The organism is Methanocorpusculum labreanum Z, assembly GCF_000015765.1.
In the GTDB taxonomy this organism is placed as follows: Archaea; Halobacteriota; Methanomicrobia; order Methanomicrobiales; family Methanocorpusculaceae; genus Methanocorpusculum; species Methanocorpusculum labreanum.
The window spans coordinates 434,304-451,373 of the sequence record NC_008942.1; the positions used below are offsets into that span (position 1 = coordinate 434,304).

At 51.4% G+C, this 17,070-nt stretch carries 20 protein-coding genes; 12 read left to right on the plus strand and 8 right to left on the minus strand.

Annotated elements, in window-relative coordinates; translation table 11 throughout:
* Positions 1–24: 24 nt before the first annotated feature.
* The 7 genes from MLAB_RS02405 to hisD are packed head-to-tail and all read left to right on the plus strand — an operon-like array spanning position 25 to position 4,807.
* Complete coding sequence (locus tag MLAB_RS02405) at positions 25–291, plus strand: hypothetical protein (RefSeq protein ID WP_048061978.1); 267 nt, start codon at positions 25–27, stop codon at positions 289–291.
* Positions 288–842 (plus strand): tRNA (cytidine(56)-2'-O)-methyltransferase, encoded by a 555-nt coding sequence (locus MLAB_RS02410; protein WP_011832831.1) that lies wholly within the window; start codon positions 288–290, stop codon positions 840–842. Before MLAB_RS02405 ends, MLAB_RS02410 begins: the two co-directional genes overlap by 4 nt.
* On the plus strand, positions 839–1,912 hold the full coding sequence (locus tag MLAB_RS02415) for an ATP-grasp domain-containing protein (RefSeq protein WP_011832832.1): 1,074 nt from the start codon (positions 839–841) through the stop codon (positions 1,910–1,912). Before MLAB_RS02410 ends, MLAB_RS02415 begins: the two co-directional genes overlap by 4 nt.
* The gene (locus tag MLAB_RS02420; protein ID WP_011832833.1) at positions 1,909–2,544 is read left to right on the plus strand and encodes a TFIIB-type zinc ribbon-containing protein; all 636 of its coding nucleotides are present in this window, start codon (positions 1,909–1,911) and stop codon (positions 2,542–2,544) included. The genes MLAB_RS02415 and MLAB_RS02420 overlap by 4 nt, the downstream gene beginning before the upstream one ends.
* Positions 2,537–3,016 (plus strand): HDIG domain-containing metalloprotein, encoded by a 480-nt coding sequence (locus MLAB_RS02425; RefSeq protein ID WP_011832834.1) that lies wholly within the window; start codon positions 2,537–2,539, stop codon positions 3,014–3,016. Before MLAB_RS02420 ends, MLAB_RS02425 begins: the two co-directional genes overlap by 8 nt.
* Positions 3,017–3,056: 40 nt before the next feature.
* Positions 3,057–3,515 carry a C-GCAxxG-C-C family protein gene (locus MLAB_RS02430; protein ID WP_011832835.1) on the plus strand — a complete coding sequence of 153 codons (459 nt, stop codon included), beginning with the start codon at positions 3,057–3,059 and terminating at the stop codon, positions 3,513–3,515.
* Between the two features lie 41 nt (positions 3,516–3,556).
* On the plus strand, positions 3,557–4,807 hold the full coding sequence (hisD, locus tag MLAB_RS02435) for a histidinol dehydrogenase (RefSeq protein ID WP_143702759.1): 1,251 nt from the start codon (positions 3,557–3,559) through the stop codon (positions 4,805–4,807).
* A gap of 145 nt (positions 4,808–4,952) precedes the next feature.
* On the opposite strand, the gene MLAB_RS02440 is transcribed toward hisD, so the two are convergent.
* A complete protein-coding gene (locus tag MLAB_RS02440) occupies positions 4,953–6,197 on the minus strand; it encodes a Coenzyme F420 hydrogenase/dehydrogenase, beta subunit C-terminal domain (protein WP_011832837.1) in 1,245 nt (414 codons plus the stop codon).
* Between the two features lie 2 nt (positions 6,198–6,199).
* Positions 6,200–8,269 carry a formate dehydrogenase subunit alpha gene (gene fdhF, locus MLAB_RS02445; protein ID WP_011832838.1) on the minus strand — a complete coding sequence of 690 codons (2,070 nt, stop codon included), beginning with the start codon at positions 8,267–8,269 and terminating at the stop codon, positions 6,200–6,202.
* Positions 8,270–8,689: 420 nt separating this feature from the next.
* Here fdhF and MLAB_RS02450 point away from each other — a divergent pair, with 420 nt between their 5' ends.
* The 5 genes from MLAB_RS02450 to MLAB_RS02470 all read left to right on the plus strand — a co-directional run bounded on the left by MLAB_RS02450 (position 8,690) and on the right by MLAB_RS02470 (position 12,498).
* Complete coding sequence (locus MLAB_RS02450; protein WP_143702760.1) at positions 8,690–9,094, plus strand: Tfx family DNA-binding protein; 405 nt, start codon at positions 8,690–8,692, stop codon at positions 9,092–9,094.
* Between the two features lie 274 nt (positions 9,095–9,368).
* Positions 9,369–10,307, plus strand: coding sequence for a substrate-binding domain-containing protein (locus MLAB_RS02455; protein WP_011832840.1), 939 nt, complete (start codon positions 9,369–9,371; stop codon positions 10,305–10,307).
* A gap of 52 nt (positions 10,308–10,359) precedes the next feature.
* Complete coding sequence (locus MLAB_RS02460; protein ID WP_011832841.1) at positions 10,360–11,067, plus strand: ABC transporter permease; 708 nt, start codon at positions 10,360–10,362, stop codon at positions 11,065–11,067.
* Entirely contained in the window at positions 11,060–12,118 is a 1,059-nt protein-coding gene (locus MLAB_RS02465) for an ABC transporter ATP-binding protein (protein ID WP_011832842.1), read from the plus strand. The genes MLAB_RS02460 and MLAB_RS02465 overlap by 8 nt, the downstream gene beginning before the upstream one ends.
* A 35-nt stretch (positions 12,119–12,153) precedes the next feature.
* Positions 12,154–12,498, plus strand: a complete 345-nt coding sequence (locus MLAB_RS02470) for a hypothetical protein (RefSeq protein ID WP_048061979.1) — start codon at positions 12,154–12,156, stop codon at positions 12,496–12,498.
* Between the two features lie 61 nt (positions 12,499–12,559).
* Here MLAB_RS02470 and MLAB_RS02475 read toward each other — a convergent pair whose 3' ends face one another.
* From MLAB_RS02475 to MLAB_RS02500, 6 genes are read right to left on the minus strand one after another with little or no spacing between them, the layout of a single operon-like run.
* Positions 12,560–13,780: an SPFH domain-containing protein gene (locus tag MLAB_RS02475; protein WP_011832844.1), complete on the minus strand. Its 1,221-nt coding sequence runs from the start codon at positions 13,778–13,780 to the stop codon at positions 12,560–12,562.
* On the minus strand, positions 13,780–14,319 hold the full coding sequence (locus MLAB_RS02480; protein WP_011832845.1) for a hypothetical protein: 540 nt from the start codon (positions 14,317–14,319) through the stop codon (positions 13,780–13,782). The genes MLAB_RS02475 and MLAB_RS02480 overlap by 1 nt, the downstream gene beginning before the upstream one ends.
* Positions 14,320–14,326: 7 nt before the next feature.
* A complete protein-coding gene (locus MLAB_RS02485; protein ID WP_011832846.1) occupies positions 14,327–14,671 on the minus strand; it encodes a hypothetical protein in 345 nt (114 codons plus the stop codon).
* A complete protein-coding gene (locus MLAB_RS02490; RefSeq protein ID WP_011832847.1) occupies positions 14,664–15,257 on the minus strand; it encodes a thymidylate synthase in 594 nt (197 codons plus the stop codon). Before MLAB_RS02490 ends, MLAB_RS02485 begins: the two co-directional genes overlap by 8 nt.
* Positions 15,258–15,269: 12 nt before the next feature.
* Positions 15,270–16,301, minus strand: coding sequence for a hypothetical protein (locus tag MLAB_RS02495; RefSeq protein ID WP_011832848.1), 1,032 nt, complete (start codon positions 16,299–16,301; stop codon positions 15,270–15,272).
* Complete coding sequence (locus MLAB_RS02500; RefSeq protein WP_011832849.1) at positions 16,298–17,068, minus strand: hypothetical protein; 771 nt, start codon at positions 17,066–17,068, stop codon at positions 16,298–16,300. Before MLAB_RS02500 ends, MLAB_RS02495 begins: the two co-directional genes overlap by 4 nt.
* Between the last annotated feature and the right edge of the window lie 2 nt (positions 17,069–17,070).

Here is a 17,070-nt window from a genome sequence, read left to right on the forward strand (position 1 = left end):
CTATCTCTTCCTAATTGTTAGGACATGAGAAATGAGGACGTGGACTGGGCACTATTTCATATGATCCCGGAGAATGGGATGCGGACGATCGCAGAACTTGCGGAGCAGTCCGGATTTTCCGAGGATGAAATCAGAGCTTCCCTTGCACGCCTCCAAAAAGCCTGTCTTATCCATGTAAAAGGCGAGGTCGTCTGTGCTCTCTCGATCACCGATATGTTCATGATGAACGAAATACAGCAGCCCTCCTCCGACATCTACATCGAAGACGGCATCATCAAGGTACGAAAATGAATCTCAAACCCGAATCCTATATCCTTAGAATAGGACACCGTCCCGAAAGGGATCAGCGTGTCACCACCCATGTCGGTTTAAGCTCCCGTGCTCTTGGGGCAAGCGGCATGTATCTGGCAGCCGACGATGCAAAGGTCGCCGACAGTATAACCGATGTCGCAACAAGGTTCGGCGGGACCTTCTTCTGCGAAAACAATGTCAAATGGAAGTCCTGCATCAATCAGTTCAAAAAGAGCGGCGGAAAAGTCGTCCACCTGACGATGTACGGTCTTAGGCTTCAGGACGTAATCGCCGATATCAGAAAGGAGGAGAAGGTCATGATCGTTGTAGGTGCGGAAAAAGTCCCGGGCGATCTGTACGAACTTGCCGACTACAATGTTGCCGTCGCAAATCAGCCCCACTCCGAGATCTCCGCCCTTGCTCTCTGTCTCGATCATCTGTATGAAGGAAAGGAGCTCGACCTCGCATTTCCCGATGCCGAACTTGAAGTCCTGCCGACGAAGATAGGGAAGACTACGATCAAACACGAACACGACCAAGAAAAACCATGAAGAGTGTTCTCGTCGCCGGATATACGACCCGCCACGTTGCCGCCTCGGCATCCCGTGCCGGGTATGACGTCTACGCAGTAGATCATTTCTGCGACCAGGATCTGATCTGGTACACGAAGGATCATCTCGCCTTCGATGAACTGGACGAACTGCCATTTGCTGTTGAAGAGATGATGGAAACGCATGATATCGACCATGTCGTTACCACCTCCGGCGCGGAACTTCTCGAAATATCCAACCGTCTTGGAACGCCCGCACATATTGCAGAACGGTTCATGGACAAGGGAAAGACCCAGGATTTTTTCGAAGATCTCGGCGCTCCGGTCCCCAAAAGGCTTGGTCCGGGCGAGTATCCGGCGATGATGAAAACCTTATCCGGTGCGGGTGGCTGGCGGAATGCCTGTGTTCACTCCGATGCCGAACGTGAAGCCTGGGAGGAGTTTGCCGACTATGCTCCCTGCATGGCCCAGGAGCCGATCGACGGCCAGCCGGCAAGCGTTTCATGCCTTGGGACCGGCGATGCGGCCCTTGCTCTCTGTGCAAACGAGCAGATCCTTAGAGGCGGCGACTCCTGTGCCTACGCATTTTCCGGTTCGCTGACCCCGTGCAAACATCCGCTTGCCGAGCGCATGATGGAACTTGCAGAGCAGATCATCGCTGAAAGCGGCTGTGTGGGTTCGGTCGGCGTGGACTTCGTCCTGACTGATGACGAGGCCTATGCGATCGAAATAAATCCCCGGTTCCAGGGAACCGTCGAGACGGTTGAAACCGCTCTCGGCATGAATCTTTTTTCCTTACACCGTGATGCCTGTATGGGCATCCTGCCGGAAAAACGCCCCGAACCGGTGTGTTTCGGCGTAAGAAAGATCCTTGCAGCGCCCAGAAATATCACGATTCAAAAAGAAATGTCCGCTCTGCGAAGCACGATCACCGACATTCCCTACCCCGGTACATCTTTTGAGGAAGGGGAGGTAATGTTCTCCGTGACTGGTTCCGGACCGACCCGCGAGGATGCTTTCTCCTCGCTGGATAAAAATATTAGGGATGCCCTACAATTTATTAAGGAATGACGGTCATCACAGAAGAGCAACTCGGGAATCCGGCAATCTATCAATATCTGCTCAAACTAGTCGGGGAAGAGGGTCTTGAACTCCTTCGCCGCTGGTCAGATGTATCCTATGCACGCAGATGGGTGGAGGAAAAGCTGAGCAGTGAAGATCTTAAGGCAGCCGACAAAGCACGGTTCCTTGCCGAATCAAGACGTTCCGACGAGGATCTTGTCGAAGCGGAACGCAGCGACGAGGAGATCGCCGAACTCACCGGCATCAATCTGAACTCGGTTCGCCACACTCTCTATAACTTATATGAACACCGTCTTGCTGAATACCGCAGGATCAAAAACAACGAAACCGGCTGGCTCACCTATCTTTGGCTTATGCGTATGGATCATATGAACATGGTTCTGCGTAACGAGATGGAGGTCGCAGCGGGAAAACTGGCGGGCAGACTGAGATACGATGAGGCCAACGACTTTTACCAGTGTAAAAACTGCGGTATCACGACGACCTTCAATAATGCCATGACGACCAACTTCTCCTGCCCTCAGTGCGGAACGATGCTGGTGCATTTCGATGACGAACTGATCATCACGGCCTTGAAAAAACGCCTTGCCAAGATGCAGACCGCACTTGATAATGCCTGAATATTCCAAAACTCTTTTTTCCGCCGGATGTGACGCCGGGGTTGTTTCCCACTGCGAAAAAGTTGCCGAGGTCGCCGCACGGTATGTCGGCGAATCGGTCGATTCCGAGTTAGTGCATGCCGGGGCAATGCTGCATGACATCGGGAGATCGAAGACGCATTCGATCAAACATGCCGCGAAAGGAGCGAAGATCTGCCGCCGTCTGGAACTTTCCGAGGATATCGTCAAAATCGTCGGAAGGCATACGGGAGCCGGTCTGACCGAGGATGAGTCGGTGCTTCTCAGTCTCTCTCCTGTTTCTGTTGTGCCGGAGACGCTTGAAGAGAAGATCGTAGCACACGCCGACAATCTCGTGTCCGGATCGCGCGAGGTCACTATCTATCAGCGGATGATGCAGATTGCGGATCTACCGGCCGGATCGAAACGGAAGATCTGGCGTCTGTCGATGGAAGTCGAACTGCTCGCCGAATGATTTTTTTCCAATCAATGGAATATCTTTAAGGGATTTACGTATGGATAATGCACAAAAAGCAGTAGCTACGTTTTCCCAAGGGTTAAACTGTGCACAGTCGGTGTTTTCCTCATTCTCGAACGACCTCGGTGTCGATGAGAAGACCGCAAAGAAAATCGCCGGAAGTTTTGGTTCAGGCATGCGGTACGGCGAAGTTTGCGGCGCCGTCACGGGTGCGCTGATGGTGATCGGCCTAAAATACGGTCCCTCCACTGGCGAAGATCTTGAAGCGAAGGCGAATACAAATGAAAAAACCGTGGAATTTCTCGATGCGTTCAAAGCGGAACACGGCTCAATTCTCTGCCGGGATCTTCTTGGATACGATATTCTGAAGGAGAATGAACTCGCGATCATCAAAGAGAAGGGCCTGTTTAAAACGCTCTGTCCAAAACTGGTTGAGTCGGCCGCCCTGATCCTCGAGAAAAAACTGGATGCATGGGAAGCGGACCAGAGAAAGTAATCCCCATACTCTAAATCTTTCCACAACCCATACTGTTTATCATGTTTTGGCAGCCGCTTAATGTTGAGTCGTGGGTTTCGATGCGCCGCGGCTCGCTGGCCGACGTAAAGGAATCAGTCGAGGCGATTATTGAGGATGTCCGTACCAACGGGGATGCCGCTCTTTTTGCCCTGACGGAAAAGTTCGATAAGCAGAAACTCTCTTCCCTTCAGATATCCCCCGAAGCGATCGATGCAGCGTATGATGAGGTCGATCCTGCCCTTGTCCAGGCACTGATCGAGGCCGAGGCCCGCATCACCCGGTTCCACGAACTCCAGATGGATAAATCGCTCTGGCTCGAGGAAACGGAACCGGGCATCACGCTCGGCGTTAAAACGACACCTCTCGACCGTGTCGGGGCTTATATTCCCGGCGGTAGGGCGGCATATCCTTCCACTGTCCTTATGACCACCGTCGCAGCCCGCGTTGCCGGCGTTCCGGAGATAGTTCTTTTCACGCCGCCGCCGGTAAACCCGCTGACCCTAGTCGCTCTCGATATTGCCGGAGTTACGGAAGCCTACTCTGTAGGCGGAGCCCAGGCAATAGCAGCGCTGGCTCTTGGAACCGAAACGATCCGCCCGGTCCAAAAGATCGTAGGACCTGGAAACGTCTTCGTTACACAGGCAAAAATGCTCCTGCGTGAATCTGCGGAGATCGACTTTCCGGCCGGACCAAGCGAGATCGGCGTTCTTGCAGACGAGTCGGCAAACCCTGCATTCATTGCAGCCGATATCCTTGCTCAGGCCGAACACGACCCGAACGCGGCCTGTGTTCTCGTGACCACATCAGAGAGAATCGCACTGGACGTCGGAGCTGAGATCGAACGTCAGATAAGGTCCGCTCCGCGCCGCGAGATCATGGAAAAAGCTCTAGCCCACTCAGGTTACGTGATCGCCGGGGATCTGGATGAAGCGATCGATCTGATGAATGAGATCGCTCCTGAGCATTTGTCGATTCAGACCGCCGACCCACTTACCACACTTGGAAAAATCCGTCATGCAGGTTCGATTTTTATCGGTCCGTACACGCCGGTTGCCTGCGGGGATTATGCATCAGGAACCAACCATGTTCTCCCAACGGCCGGATATGCAAAGAGCTACTCGGCTCTGGACGTTCACCACTTCATGAAACGTTCGCAGGTCCAGATGGTCACAAAAGAAGGCCTGGGCATGATCGGCGATGTTGTGGAGATACTGGCAGAAGCCGAAGGGCTTGCCGCCCATGCCGCGTCGGTAACGATCCGTCGGTCCTGATTTTTTCTTTTTTTAGAAATATTTCGTAAAAGGAACGTTTCACGTCTACCTACATCTTTTAAAAATAGATCAGAGAGATGCCTTGGAAGTGAAAGCTCACTTCCCGGCCAACTCTGTAATTGGTTTTCCTGTAGCTGGGTGAAGATTATTTCTCTTCGCCGAACACGTTCTCGTAGATCATGTCGGAGCCGGTTGCATGCAGACGGGCGCGCTCGTCGATTTCTTCGGCGAATGCGAGGACTGGGAGTTCCATGTCCATACCCGGCTTGTGACCGAACATCTTTTCAAGCTCGACCTGCTGGGCGTGCATGAAGAGTGAGTTCGGGATGTTCTGTGGGCAGACGTCGGTACACTGACCGCAGTTCACACAGGAGTCTGCGATGTGGGCGAATCTTATCATCTGGAACATGAAGTCCGGCGGAACCTGACCTGGTCTGACGAGGTGTGGCTTCTTGGTGGAGCACTCAACACAGTAACAGATCGGGCAGTTTTCGATACAACCGTAGCATTTAATGCAGCGCCCGGTCTCTGCCATGATGTATTTCAGGCGGTCGGTACCTTCGCCGATCTCTGCAAACTGTTTTGCCTGGTTCTTCTTACCCATCTTGACCATGACGTTTTCGATCTTGTCACGGATCTCGAGGCCTTTCTCGTCGGGTGCTGAGGTTGCGAGGACGCCTGCTTTCACAGCGCCGTCGAAGACCATTGCACCTTTGTCGGAGCAGATCTCAACGAAGGTTGCCTTACCGGCTTTCTCGCCGACGACACCCCAGTTACCGCAGACGATATCGGTCTGGCGTGGGATCTTGGTTTCGCAGCGCTGGCAGTTCTTTCTCCGGCCAAGACCTTCCTCTTCGAGGTCGTCGATCTTGATGCCTTTGTGCTGACCGTCTTTGGTCATAACGATGAACTGTCCCTTGTCGATCTCTTCCTTGACGACGTCGTTGGGGTCAATGCCGTATTTCTCGGTGATCATCTTGCGTGCAAGGACCGGGGAGACGGATCCTCCGCAGTTAAGACCGATCATGACGATGTTGTCGAGGTTGATCTGCTGGCGTTTTGCAAGCTCGTACATTGCTTTTGCGTCGCATCCTTTGCAGGTGACGGCAAGTTTCATGTCTTTTGCACCGTTGAGGTACTTTTTGATGAGCTTGGGCAACAACAGGGTTCCGCAGTGGAGGGAACCGGCGGACTTTACGAGGTCTGCCGGGTCGGTGATTACGACAGGTTCTGCGTCGAAGACATCGGCACCTTTCTGAACGGTGAGTACTGCGTCGACGGTCTTGCTCTCAAGGAGGTACTTGAGAATTGAGGTTACTGCTCCGCCGCATTCACCTTTAATATCGGATACGTTAGTCCATGCGTAGAACATATCGCCTTTTGCTGACATTTTTAGGCCTCCGCAATCTTTTCAACTTTCACAGCACATGCCTTGAACTCCGGAATCTTACAAACCGGGTCGAGTGCATTGTTGGTCAGCATGTTTGCTGCACATTCAACGAAGTGGAAGGGCATGAACATAACGCCTTTCATGATGTCAGGGGTGACTTTTGCACCGACAATGACTTCGCCGCGGCGGGTCATTGCTTTGACCTTTTCACCGTCGGTGATGCCGAGTTCGGCTGCGTCTTCGGTGTTGATCTCGATCCATCCGGTCGGGACCTCGTGGTCAAGACTGTCGGATCTGCGGGTCATGGTACCAGTGTGCCAGTGCCAGAGACAGCGGCCGGTGGTAAGGATGAACGGATACTCTGCGTCCGGGACCTCGGCAGGTGCTTTCCACTCGCATGGGAAGAAAATACCAAGTCCATCCGGGTGGGCAAACTTTGCACCGTGAAGGATCGGAGTTCCCGGGTGGGTCTCTTCTGGGCATGGCCAGTGAAGTGCTTCGGGTTTGTCGAGTCTTTCGTAGGTCATTCCGCGGTAGGACGGGGTGAGCATTCTCATCTCGTTGAAGACATCCTCGGAGGTCTTCCACGGGAACTGGGCTGCGTAGCCCATCTTTGCAGCGACCATTGCGATGATTTCCCAGTCGAGTTTTGCCTCTCCGGGGGCATCCTGTGCCTTTCTCCATTTCTGGACACGGCGTTCGGTCGAGGTCTGGGTCCCGTCACGTTCTGCGTAGCAGGTTGCCGGAAGAACGACGTCTGCAAATTCGGCAGTCTCGGTCATGAAGATATCCTGGACGACCATGAACTCGACTTCTTCAAGAGCGTGCTTGACGTGAGTCAGATCCGGATCGGAAAGCATCGGGTTCTCACCCATGATGTAGAGTGCTTTGAGCTCTCCGGGCTTGTCGGTTAAGACATCCATCATAACGGTGACTTCGTAACCGTTCTTCGGTTCGCAGATACCGTCTGGGAAGCCCCAGCCTTCTTCGAATTTCTTGTGTGCAGCCGGGTCGATGACTTTCTGGTATGCAGTGAAGCTGACTGGAAGTGCTCCCATATCGCAGGCTCCCTGCACATTGTTCTGTCCACGAAGTGCGTTGACACCGGTTCCGGGGCGACCGAGGTTGCCGCAGAGCATCTGGATGTTTGCGACGGAGTGAACGTTGTCGACACCAACGGTGTGCTGGGTGATACCCATGGAATAGAGGATGGCAGTTGCGCCGGAGGTTCCGATCCACTCTGCTGCCTGCTTGAGCTGGGCTGCCGGGATACCGGAGATCTTCTCGACATTTTCAGGCGAGTAGGTGTCCTTCATGACGATTTCTTTCATTGCTTCGTAGTCTTTTGTACGGTTTGCAATGAATTCCTTGTTTTCCCAGCCGTTCTTGATGATGAGCTGCATCAGACCGTTGAGGATTGCCACATCGGATCCGCTGCGGAACTGCATGTAGAGATCTGCCTGCTTTCCGGTCGGGGTGTAACGCGGGTCTGCGTAGATGATCTTGGCACCGTTCTTCTTGGCCATGGTTACACGGCGTCCGATCAGCGGGTGCTGCTCGAAGGTGTTGGAACCAAGAATAAAGAGGCATTTTGACTGCTCGATATCAAGAATGCTGTTGGTCATTGCACCGGAGCCAAAAGAGGTTGCGAGACCGGCAACGGTGGAGGAGTGGCACAGACGTGCACAGTGGTCGATATGAGTCGTCTTGAACACACCACGGGCAAGCTTCATCATAGCGTAGTTGTCCTCGTTAGAGGTTCTGGCGGATGCAAGACATGCAATCTCGGAGGGCTTGAATGTCTTCATCTTCTGTGCGATGTAGTCAGTTGCTTCATCCCAGCTTGCCGGAACGAATTTACCGTCCTTCTTGATAAGAGGGGTGGTAAGTCTGTCGGGGCTGTTGACGAACTCAAATGCGTACATGCCTTTTGGACACAGTTTACCTTCGTTGACAGGTGAACGGGTGAAGGGAGTGACCCCAACGGTTTTTCCGTCACGGACAACGAGGTTGAATGAGCAACCGGTTCCGCAGTACGGACAGGTTGTTGTTACATACTTCAAATCAGTCATGTGTAAAACCTCATATGAATATAGGTTTGAAACTGTCCATATTAACCTTCATCCAGACTTAGTATTTTAAGTTAACATTAATTTGTGTTAGTTTACATGATAACTAAAATGCCTTTGAAAATTTAAAATATGTTTACAAATAAAGATTGTAAAAAGAATTGTTTGATTTATGATATACGGTCAAATTGAGCCAGTTTTGGCAATACGCGCAATTTGCGGGCTTATTCTCATTTTGGAAGCGGGGGGAGAATATGGGTGTTTCTTCAAATTAGGGGAATTTACTGAGGTTTTTAAAAAAATATATGATTAATATTGGTGGGTTTGAATAATTTGGGGTGCGCCGCACGATAAACAAGGGTCATTTTGTTTGTCAGATGGGATAAAAGGATTATTATAGTATTCAAGTGATACACTACCTTTGTGCCCAAACCGTTGCTTACCGATCGTCAAAAGATGGTGATTCAATACCGTAAGGATGGTTTGACCCAGCAGGAGATCGCCGATCTTCTTCAGACAACCAGATCGAATATCAGTCTGATCGAAAAGTCGGCAAATGAAAATATCCGGCTGGCAAAAGAAGCTCTGGCGTATGTCTACTCCCAAAATTCCACACTTATATGTACCCTTGCAGCAGGTAGCGAACTGACTCGTGAGGCTTACTCGATCTACAAATCAGCCCGTCAGCTCAATATTAAAGTACAATATGACACAGGAGCTTTGATCAACCGGATCATGCTTGCCGTTCCAGAAAAACTTGCCGGGACCACAGTAAAAGAAGACATCAACATTTATCTCAATTCAACAGGCATCATTTATGTCTACTAACTTTTTGCTGAATTATGTTCAGCCATGCTTTAGTCGAAACAGTCATGCGCTGTCACTTTTTTCCCCGAATATTGATCTTTAGAAATCGGTAGTTGTATACCACTTTGATATATCATTTGGTTAGCAAAATATACTAAAATATTGTCTTTGAAAAATCAAAAATTATAGCCTCAAATATGTTGAATATTTTAGAAAAATTTGTTAAATTAATCTAATTGACCTCTATAAAATCTCACAATCCTATTTATAATCTGCATAATAAACATTAATATGTATGAAAAAATTATTGTCCGTATTGGGCGTGTTTCTCATCCTGTTTGCAGTCATCTTTGCGGCAGGGTGTGTTACCGCTGAACAACAGGAGCCCACTCAGCTCAAAATCGCAACAACCACTTCTCTTTACGACACCGGTCTTCTTGACGCCGTTCAGGATTATTATCTGGACAAATACAACGTTGATCTTCTGATCACTTCCCAAGGTACCGGCAAAGCCATAGCCTCCGCCAAGAACGGCGATGTTGATGTACTTTTGGTTCACTCTCCAGCACAGGAAGCAGCATTTATCGATGAGGGATATGGGGTCAATCACCGTGGTATTGCCTATAACTACTTCGTTATTGTCGGTCCGGCCGATGATCCGGCAGGAATCGCCGGTATGACTCCTGAAGATGCAGTTACCAAACTCAAGGAACTTGGCGATGCAGGAACTGAAGGTATTATCTTTGTTTCCCGCGGTGACAACTCAGGAACCCACTCTGCAGAAAAGAACATCTGGAAATGTGCCGGATTCAACTACACTACACAGATCACCGGATCAGGGCCCTGGTACAAAGAGACTGGAGCAGGCATGGGCGACTCCCTGACCACAGCCGGTCAGCTCGGCGCTTACATCCTTACGGACGAAGCAACCTATCTTACCTACAAGAAAAACAATAACCTCCCGCTTGAAGTCATCATTGACGAAGGAACCTCTCTTCTGAACCGGTACACCGTCATGACGATCAACCCGGAGAAATTCCCCGACACTAATGTTGTTGATGCGACTGACTTCACCAACTGGTTAATCTCCAAAGAGGGACAGGACTTCATCGGCGCATTTGGTGTCGAGACCTACGGTAAACCTCTGTTCATCCCGATGAGCACAGTTGCCAACAGCACTCTTCCGCCGTTCAACATTGATTGTAAAACCCCTGTAGTCGTCCCGACTGCATAAAAAACATCAACCCATCTTTTTTTTAATTTACACAGCAAAGGATACAATACACATGGGCGAGATTACTGACGGATTTATTGAGGCCGTAAATCTCATCGTCACCTTGAACCCGGAAATAATGGAAATTGCCGCCAGGAGTTTGTATGTGTCCGTCGCGGCAACGCTGGTTGCGGCGCTGATCGCCATCCCGCTTGGCGCTCTCATTTATTATTATGATTTCCGCGGGAAACGTGCCGTGATCAATCTCGTCCAGACCTTATATGCCCTTCCAACTGTGATTGTCGGTTTGCTGGTCTATCTTCTCGTATCCTATTCTGGGCCGTTGGGCTTTATGAATCTCCTCTATACGACCAATGCGATGATCATTGCTCAGGTCATTTTAGTCTCTCCGCTGATCGTCGGGTTCACGATTGCCGGTCTCTCCGGTCTGGATAAGGAGATGAAGTATACGACTATGGCTTTGAACGCCCGTGCCTACCGTGCGATCCTGACACTGGTTCGGGAAGCGAAGTTTGCCATCCTTTCGGCGGTTGTTCTGGCATTCGGCCGTGCCATCGCCGAAGTCGGCGCCGTGATGATGGTCGGTGGAAACATCCGGCACTTTACCCGGACGCTTACAACGGCCATTACGCTCAACACATCCATGGGTGACTTTGCCATGTCCATCGCGCTCGGAATCATTCTTCTTACAATTGCGTTGATCGTCAACTGCGGTGTGAATATTCTCCAGCACTATCACGGGAGGGTCAAAGATGAGTGAGGATATAATTACTGCCCGCGGCCTTGCAAAAAGCTACGGAAAAAAAGAGGTTGTCCGGCCGCTTGATTTCTCGGTGAAAAAAGGCGAGATCCTGGCAATCATCGGTCCCTCGGGAGCCGGGAAAAGTACGCTTATGCGAATGCTCGACACCATCGAACCAGCCTCCAAAGGAGAACTGATCATCTTCGGCGAACCCGTAACGAAGCGTTCGATGCATGCACTTCGGGGGAGAATGGGGATGCTGTTTCAAAAGACGGTTCTCTTTGACAGAACCGTTGCGGAAAATGTCGAGCTTGGTCTTTCCTATCGCAATCTTCCGAAAAAGGAACGGATGGAGCGGGTTTCAGCCATCCTTGAAAGTATGGGCCTGAGTCGTTTTGCCGAGCGCGGTGGCCATTCTCTCTCAGGCGGGGAGGGGCAGAGGATATCGTTTGCCCGGGTTCTCGTTACACGCCCGGAGATCCTCTTTCTGGATGAGCCTACGGCAAATCTGGATCCAGTCTCGACTCAGGTTCTTGAGGAGCTGATTCTCCATGAAAACCGCGTGAACAAAACGACCATCATAATTAATACGCACGATCAGGCGCAGGGTCAGCGTCTTGCCGACCGGGTTGCCGTGATGATTGATGGGGCGTTCGCACAGATTGGGCCGGTCGATGAAGTGTTTTATCAGCCGGTCAATGAACATGTGGCAAAGTTCGTCGGAGTCCAGAATATCTTCACCGGTTCTGTCAGAAACGGAAGTGCCGTCTCCGGAGGTGTCGTTTTCTGTCATGTTCCTAAGTTCACCGAAGGAGGCGTTGTCATCATGCTCAGGGCAGAAGATATCTCTCTGTCAAAAACGGCCGTTCCCGACACACTGGTCTCCGTTCCGGGTGTCGTGGTGTCATCGGTCAGGTCCGGAGCGTTCATGGATGTTGTCGTGAATGCAGGCTGTCTTTTCAAGGTCATCGTGCCGTTTAGACAGACAGGGGATGTGTATGTTCCTGGTGAACATGTCCGGCTCGGATGGCGTTCCGATGTAGTGCATGTGATCCCGAAAACATCATAACTATGAAGAGGGCTGCGTGCCAACATATATTCTTGATGGCACAACCTCTTTCAGAAGATGCTATTTTTACGTGCGGGAGAAAACTCCTGATTGCCGAAGGCAAGATCTCGTTCACCATCAGTTCCGACGGGATCGAAGTGAAGTTCCCAACTACCCGTAAAATATCGACGGAACTCGACGTGCCGCATTACTATGTCCTTCCCTACTTTGCCGGACTTGAGGCGAACGGGTATCTTACCCGGACAGAGCGGGTCGGGATCTTTACAACACCGGCAGGGTCACGCCGCCTCTTTACCGGAATATCCGACGAAGAACAGGCTCAGGTGGAAAAAATTCTCGGCAGAAAAATAATGGACGCTCTTTTTGAAACGGAAGTATGAGTTCTCTCTCAATACGATACGTATTTTTCCCGGTTTTCGGGTCTGATAAAAAAGAAAAATATTAGAGCTTCTGTCCGCATTCAGGACAGAACTTTGTTCCGGCAGGGACCACGGCATTGCATTTCGGGCATCTCCTGATGGTCTCGACTTTTGTACCGCACTCGGGGCAGAATTTAGCGCCTGGTGCAAGAGTCGCTCCGCAGTTTGTGCAGGTTGAACCGCCCGCAGGCACCATCTTCTGGCCGCACTCCGGGCAGAACTTCGTGCCTGCCGGGACCTTTGCTCCGCAGTTGCTGCATGTCTCCATTTTCCCGGTCGGTTGTTGTGCTGCAGCCTGGCCTGCTCCCGGCTGACCGCCAAAGGGAGCCGGCTGGCCTCCTGCACCTGCCATGCTCTGGGTCATCATGCCGCCCATGCTCATTCCGGCGCCCATTCCTGCACCCATCATGGCAAATCCGGAGCCTTCTCCGCCTTGGGCGGCTCCCTGTCCGATGCCTTCGATAGCTTTTCCGGACTCATACTGGAGATAGTTCACGCCCAGAGCAGACATTGCTCCGCGTTTGTTGATCGCTTCCTGAACCTCTTCGGGCATGTTGATGTTCAGGCCGGCAAACTTCATGATCTTCAGACCGTACACTTCTGTCTCGGTCGTCAGTTTGCCAAGGCAGAGCTGCTCGATCTCCTGCAGATATGCAGGCATATCCAGAACACCCATCTGCTTCTTTGCTTTCAGCTCGCCGAGGGTATCGTTTAAGATCATCACGATCTGCGATTTCAGCCACTCGACGATCTCCTCGGATTTCGTCAGGCCTTTTGTTCCGACGAACTGGGTGATCAGAAGCAGCGGATCGACAACTTTGTAGGAGAACTGACCGAAGATTCTGAGCTGGACAACACCGAAGTCCACATCGCGGAATGCAAGAGGCTGCGGAGTCCCGAACTTATCCCGGAACTCACGCTTCTGTGCCCAGTAGAACTCTCCGATCTGAACGTTTCCAACAACAGTTCCAAGAATACTTTTCAGGACCGGGATGTTCTCGGTCGTCAGGGCATATCTGTCGGGGCGGTCGAAAACGACGAGAGCTTTCCCGTCCCGGAAGAAGATACCATACTCATCCTCGCGGACGAGCACGTTGTCGTTCCACATAACGTTTCTTGGGAGACGCCAGATGACGTTGTCACCCTTCTGATCATCGACCCAGTAGAAGCCTTTTCTGGATTCTGCACCCTCGATATCCGAACCGGAGCCGATGGTTTTGTTTGTTTTTGAGAAGAAACTCATTAGAATGCACCAATGCCTGCCATGTCAACGCTGCGTTTGTCGAAAATTACCGTAAACTCGCTGAACCCGGATTTGATCTCCCGGAGTCTGTCTGCTGTTTTGTTAAAGTTTCCTGCATCGGCACTGCTGAATGCGGCCTTCGCCAGGTCCCCGATTCCACGAATTCCGTCAAGCAATGCGAGATCATATTCATACAGGGTGTTCAGTTCCGGCGTCTTGACACGGGTTGCTGCGGAGATGCCTGAGTATCCCTGCTCGGCATGGCGGATCTTTGCTTCTGCGGTCTTTGCCTGCGAGATTGCCGCGGCCAGATCGTTCATCAGATCAAGTTCGAGTGCCCGGCTGGCCGACTCGCGGGTCTGCTCCAGAGGCAGGAGAACGTTGTTTTTCAACTCGTCTGCAAGCTGCAGGCGCAGCATCGAATCGGCAATCCGGATATCCTCTTTCTGCCGGTATCCCCGAAATCCCGGGACGCAGAGCTGGATTTTTTTGATCAGACCGCGGTCTTCCTCAACTTTGTCGCGTAAATCTACTGTCATGGTTTGTTTATTTTTTTAGTATCAGGAAAATAATGGCACCTGCCGCCACGATCACCAGCGCTGCTCCAATCAGGACCGGCGTGCTGATGACCGGAAATATCGTCGTCAGCAGGCCCTGAACGAGAAGAAGTACTCCGGCAAGGATCATGAGGAGAGGGAAAACCGGTGATCTCCGCTGGCCCATGAACATGGCCAGACAACACGAGATCACGCCGACACCTGTCAGAAAGATGCCGGTCCCTTCCCAAAATCCTACTGCCGGTACAAGATACGTCACCAGAATGGAGATGCCGAGCATCAATATGACGGATGCCCAAATCAGGTGTATACGTTTCTCTTCAACATCACTCATGAGAAATACCTAATACATATTTGTCATTGGTTTTGTATGCGGGAAGATAAAGCACTTTTGTGCTGTTTATCTTAAAATCATACTCAAGTTTCTGGAGCGTGCCTGGGATCTCCGTTTCATAGCGCAGAAACAGGAATTCGGCATTTTCTCCGGCTATTCCTTTCTCCATCGTCATCACGGCACGTTTGCCGCCCTTGAAGCTCGAAATGAGATTCAGCACAGGCTGATCAAGCGTCAGTTCCATATTCCATTCCCGACAGAACTCCTCGGGGATCGATGCGGCACACACATAGAAGTCGCGGGTGCCCCGCATCTGTCTTTTGTCTGAAATAAATCTGGAGATTTTTCCGCCGGATATAGTCTCCTTCCTGACATTCAGATCTGCATTCACGATCCAGAACGGGACGTAGATCAGTTCGCCGGAGTAACCGTCTGCAGGCGCCGCAATCGAGTAGGCAACATCGCCCACTTTTCCATCAGCATACAGACTGATGCGTCCGCAGTGACTGCAGGCCAGCATCATGTCGCGTTCCTTGGATTTGAGAGGTGCACCGCATCCTGGGCATTTAAGTTCTTTTAACAGCATCTTGGATCACCTTCATTTGAAGTAGTCATATGTTTCATTGTAGATGGGCTGTACTTTTTTCTGGGTTCTGCCTGATTTGAGGCCTTTTCCGTTCAGCGCTCCTTCTAAGATTTCGTCTCCATATCTGAATCTGTTGTAGAAGTATCCAAGGAGTGCGACGGCCGCGATGAATCCGACCACGAGAACACCAATCCCGATGTCCGTACCTTCGGTAACGATGGCGAGTCCAATTCCAAGACCCACTGCTCCGCCGGAAAGCGCTCCGCCGATACCTGCTGCCGTACTTTGACTGCCCGCATCTCCCGGCGCTCTGCCTGAAACGACCCGTGCCGTGATGCCGTCGACGGTGGCAAAGTAGGTTCTGCCTTCATATGTATACCTCACAATCCAAAACGGATAGTAGACTAAGGTGAAGGCTTTGGGGAAACAGAACGACTGCGAGAAGTGGACCTTGTCCATCCGGGCACTGCCGTCTTCGACTGCCGTCTTCCGGATCGCTCTGCCGCCTTCATCAAATGCGGCATCACGAGAGGAGGTCACGCCGAATGTGACGATCTCCTGATCATCATAGGAGATTGCCTCGGCTCTGTCCGGAATCACGATGCTTTGGATACCAAGATCTCCTGCTTCGCAGGCAATTTCCGAGTAGATGTACTCGCGGTTGATGAGTGCCTCGCGAGGGATCTCGACCTTCTGATTATCCTTTCCGGTTCTCTGTTCTTCGATACCGCAGACACAGGCCTTTCCTCTGGCGATCAGACGCCAGAACGGAAGATACATGGGGTATGCTTCGGTAATCGCCGCTGTCTTCTGCAGATCTTTTGCCTTCGGTCCTGTTCCAAACCATGCATTGACTTTCGCAAGGGCCTTGTCCTTATCGACGGTCATTTTGTACATGACCTTATTTGCCCCTTCGTCTGTTGTCAGTGCGAACACGGATTCACAGAACTTGCAGAGGACTAGATCCTCTCCTTCTTCGCACTGAACCTGACCTCCGCATGACGGACAGGTCATTGAAACAAGGATCTTCTGTGCTTCGCTCATTCTGCCTTCACCTCCTTAGCGGGTTTCTGCCGTTCGACCACTTTGCCTGCAAGAAGTTTTCCTGCGAAAAATCCGGCAATGATCAGAACGAAAAATATCGGATTCACCATTACGCCGAGAATACTTCCAAGAAGGCCTAAGGTGAAGGCAAGTCCCATGACCGCGATGTATGCACTGGAACTGCGGGTGGGAGACGAGGTAGTATAGACTGCTCCGGATGATCCGTCGATGACTGCCTGGTAGGAAGCTCCCTGATATTCATAGGAGATTTCGTAAATCGGGAAATACACGAGTGCCTGGTCGATGGGGGTTCCGGCGAGTTCCGGAAGATACGAATCGATTGCAATATCCGGCTGGATCACGTCTGCGTCCCCGGTCGAGGCTTTCGCATCATAGACGACAACGTTTCCCGGAGGAATCGTGAGGTCCTGCATTCCAGGAAGGAGTGTCCCTTTCGCAGGTTTTGCAAAAACGGTTTCCCTGCCGTTTATTGTCCGGCGGAACCGGAACACCGGGAAGAACTCTTTGGTGAGTTTCGTAATCCTGGCTGCTGACTCGAGATCTTTTGCCTGCGCCGGGCCGGCAGTCCAGCGTTTAAAAATCCCTTTTGCTGCACCCTCGTTTATGGAGAAGGGGAGCAGATAAAAGAACAGCGCAGAACTTCGATCGATATAAGTGACCGTGCCACAGAATGAGCAGGTCGCCATCTGTGTGCCTGGTTTGACCTGAAGTGCTGCGCCGCACTTTGGACACTGAAAATCGGGCATAT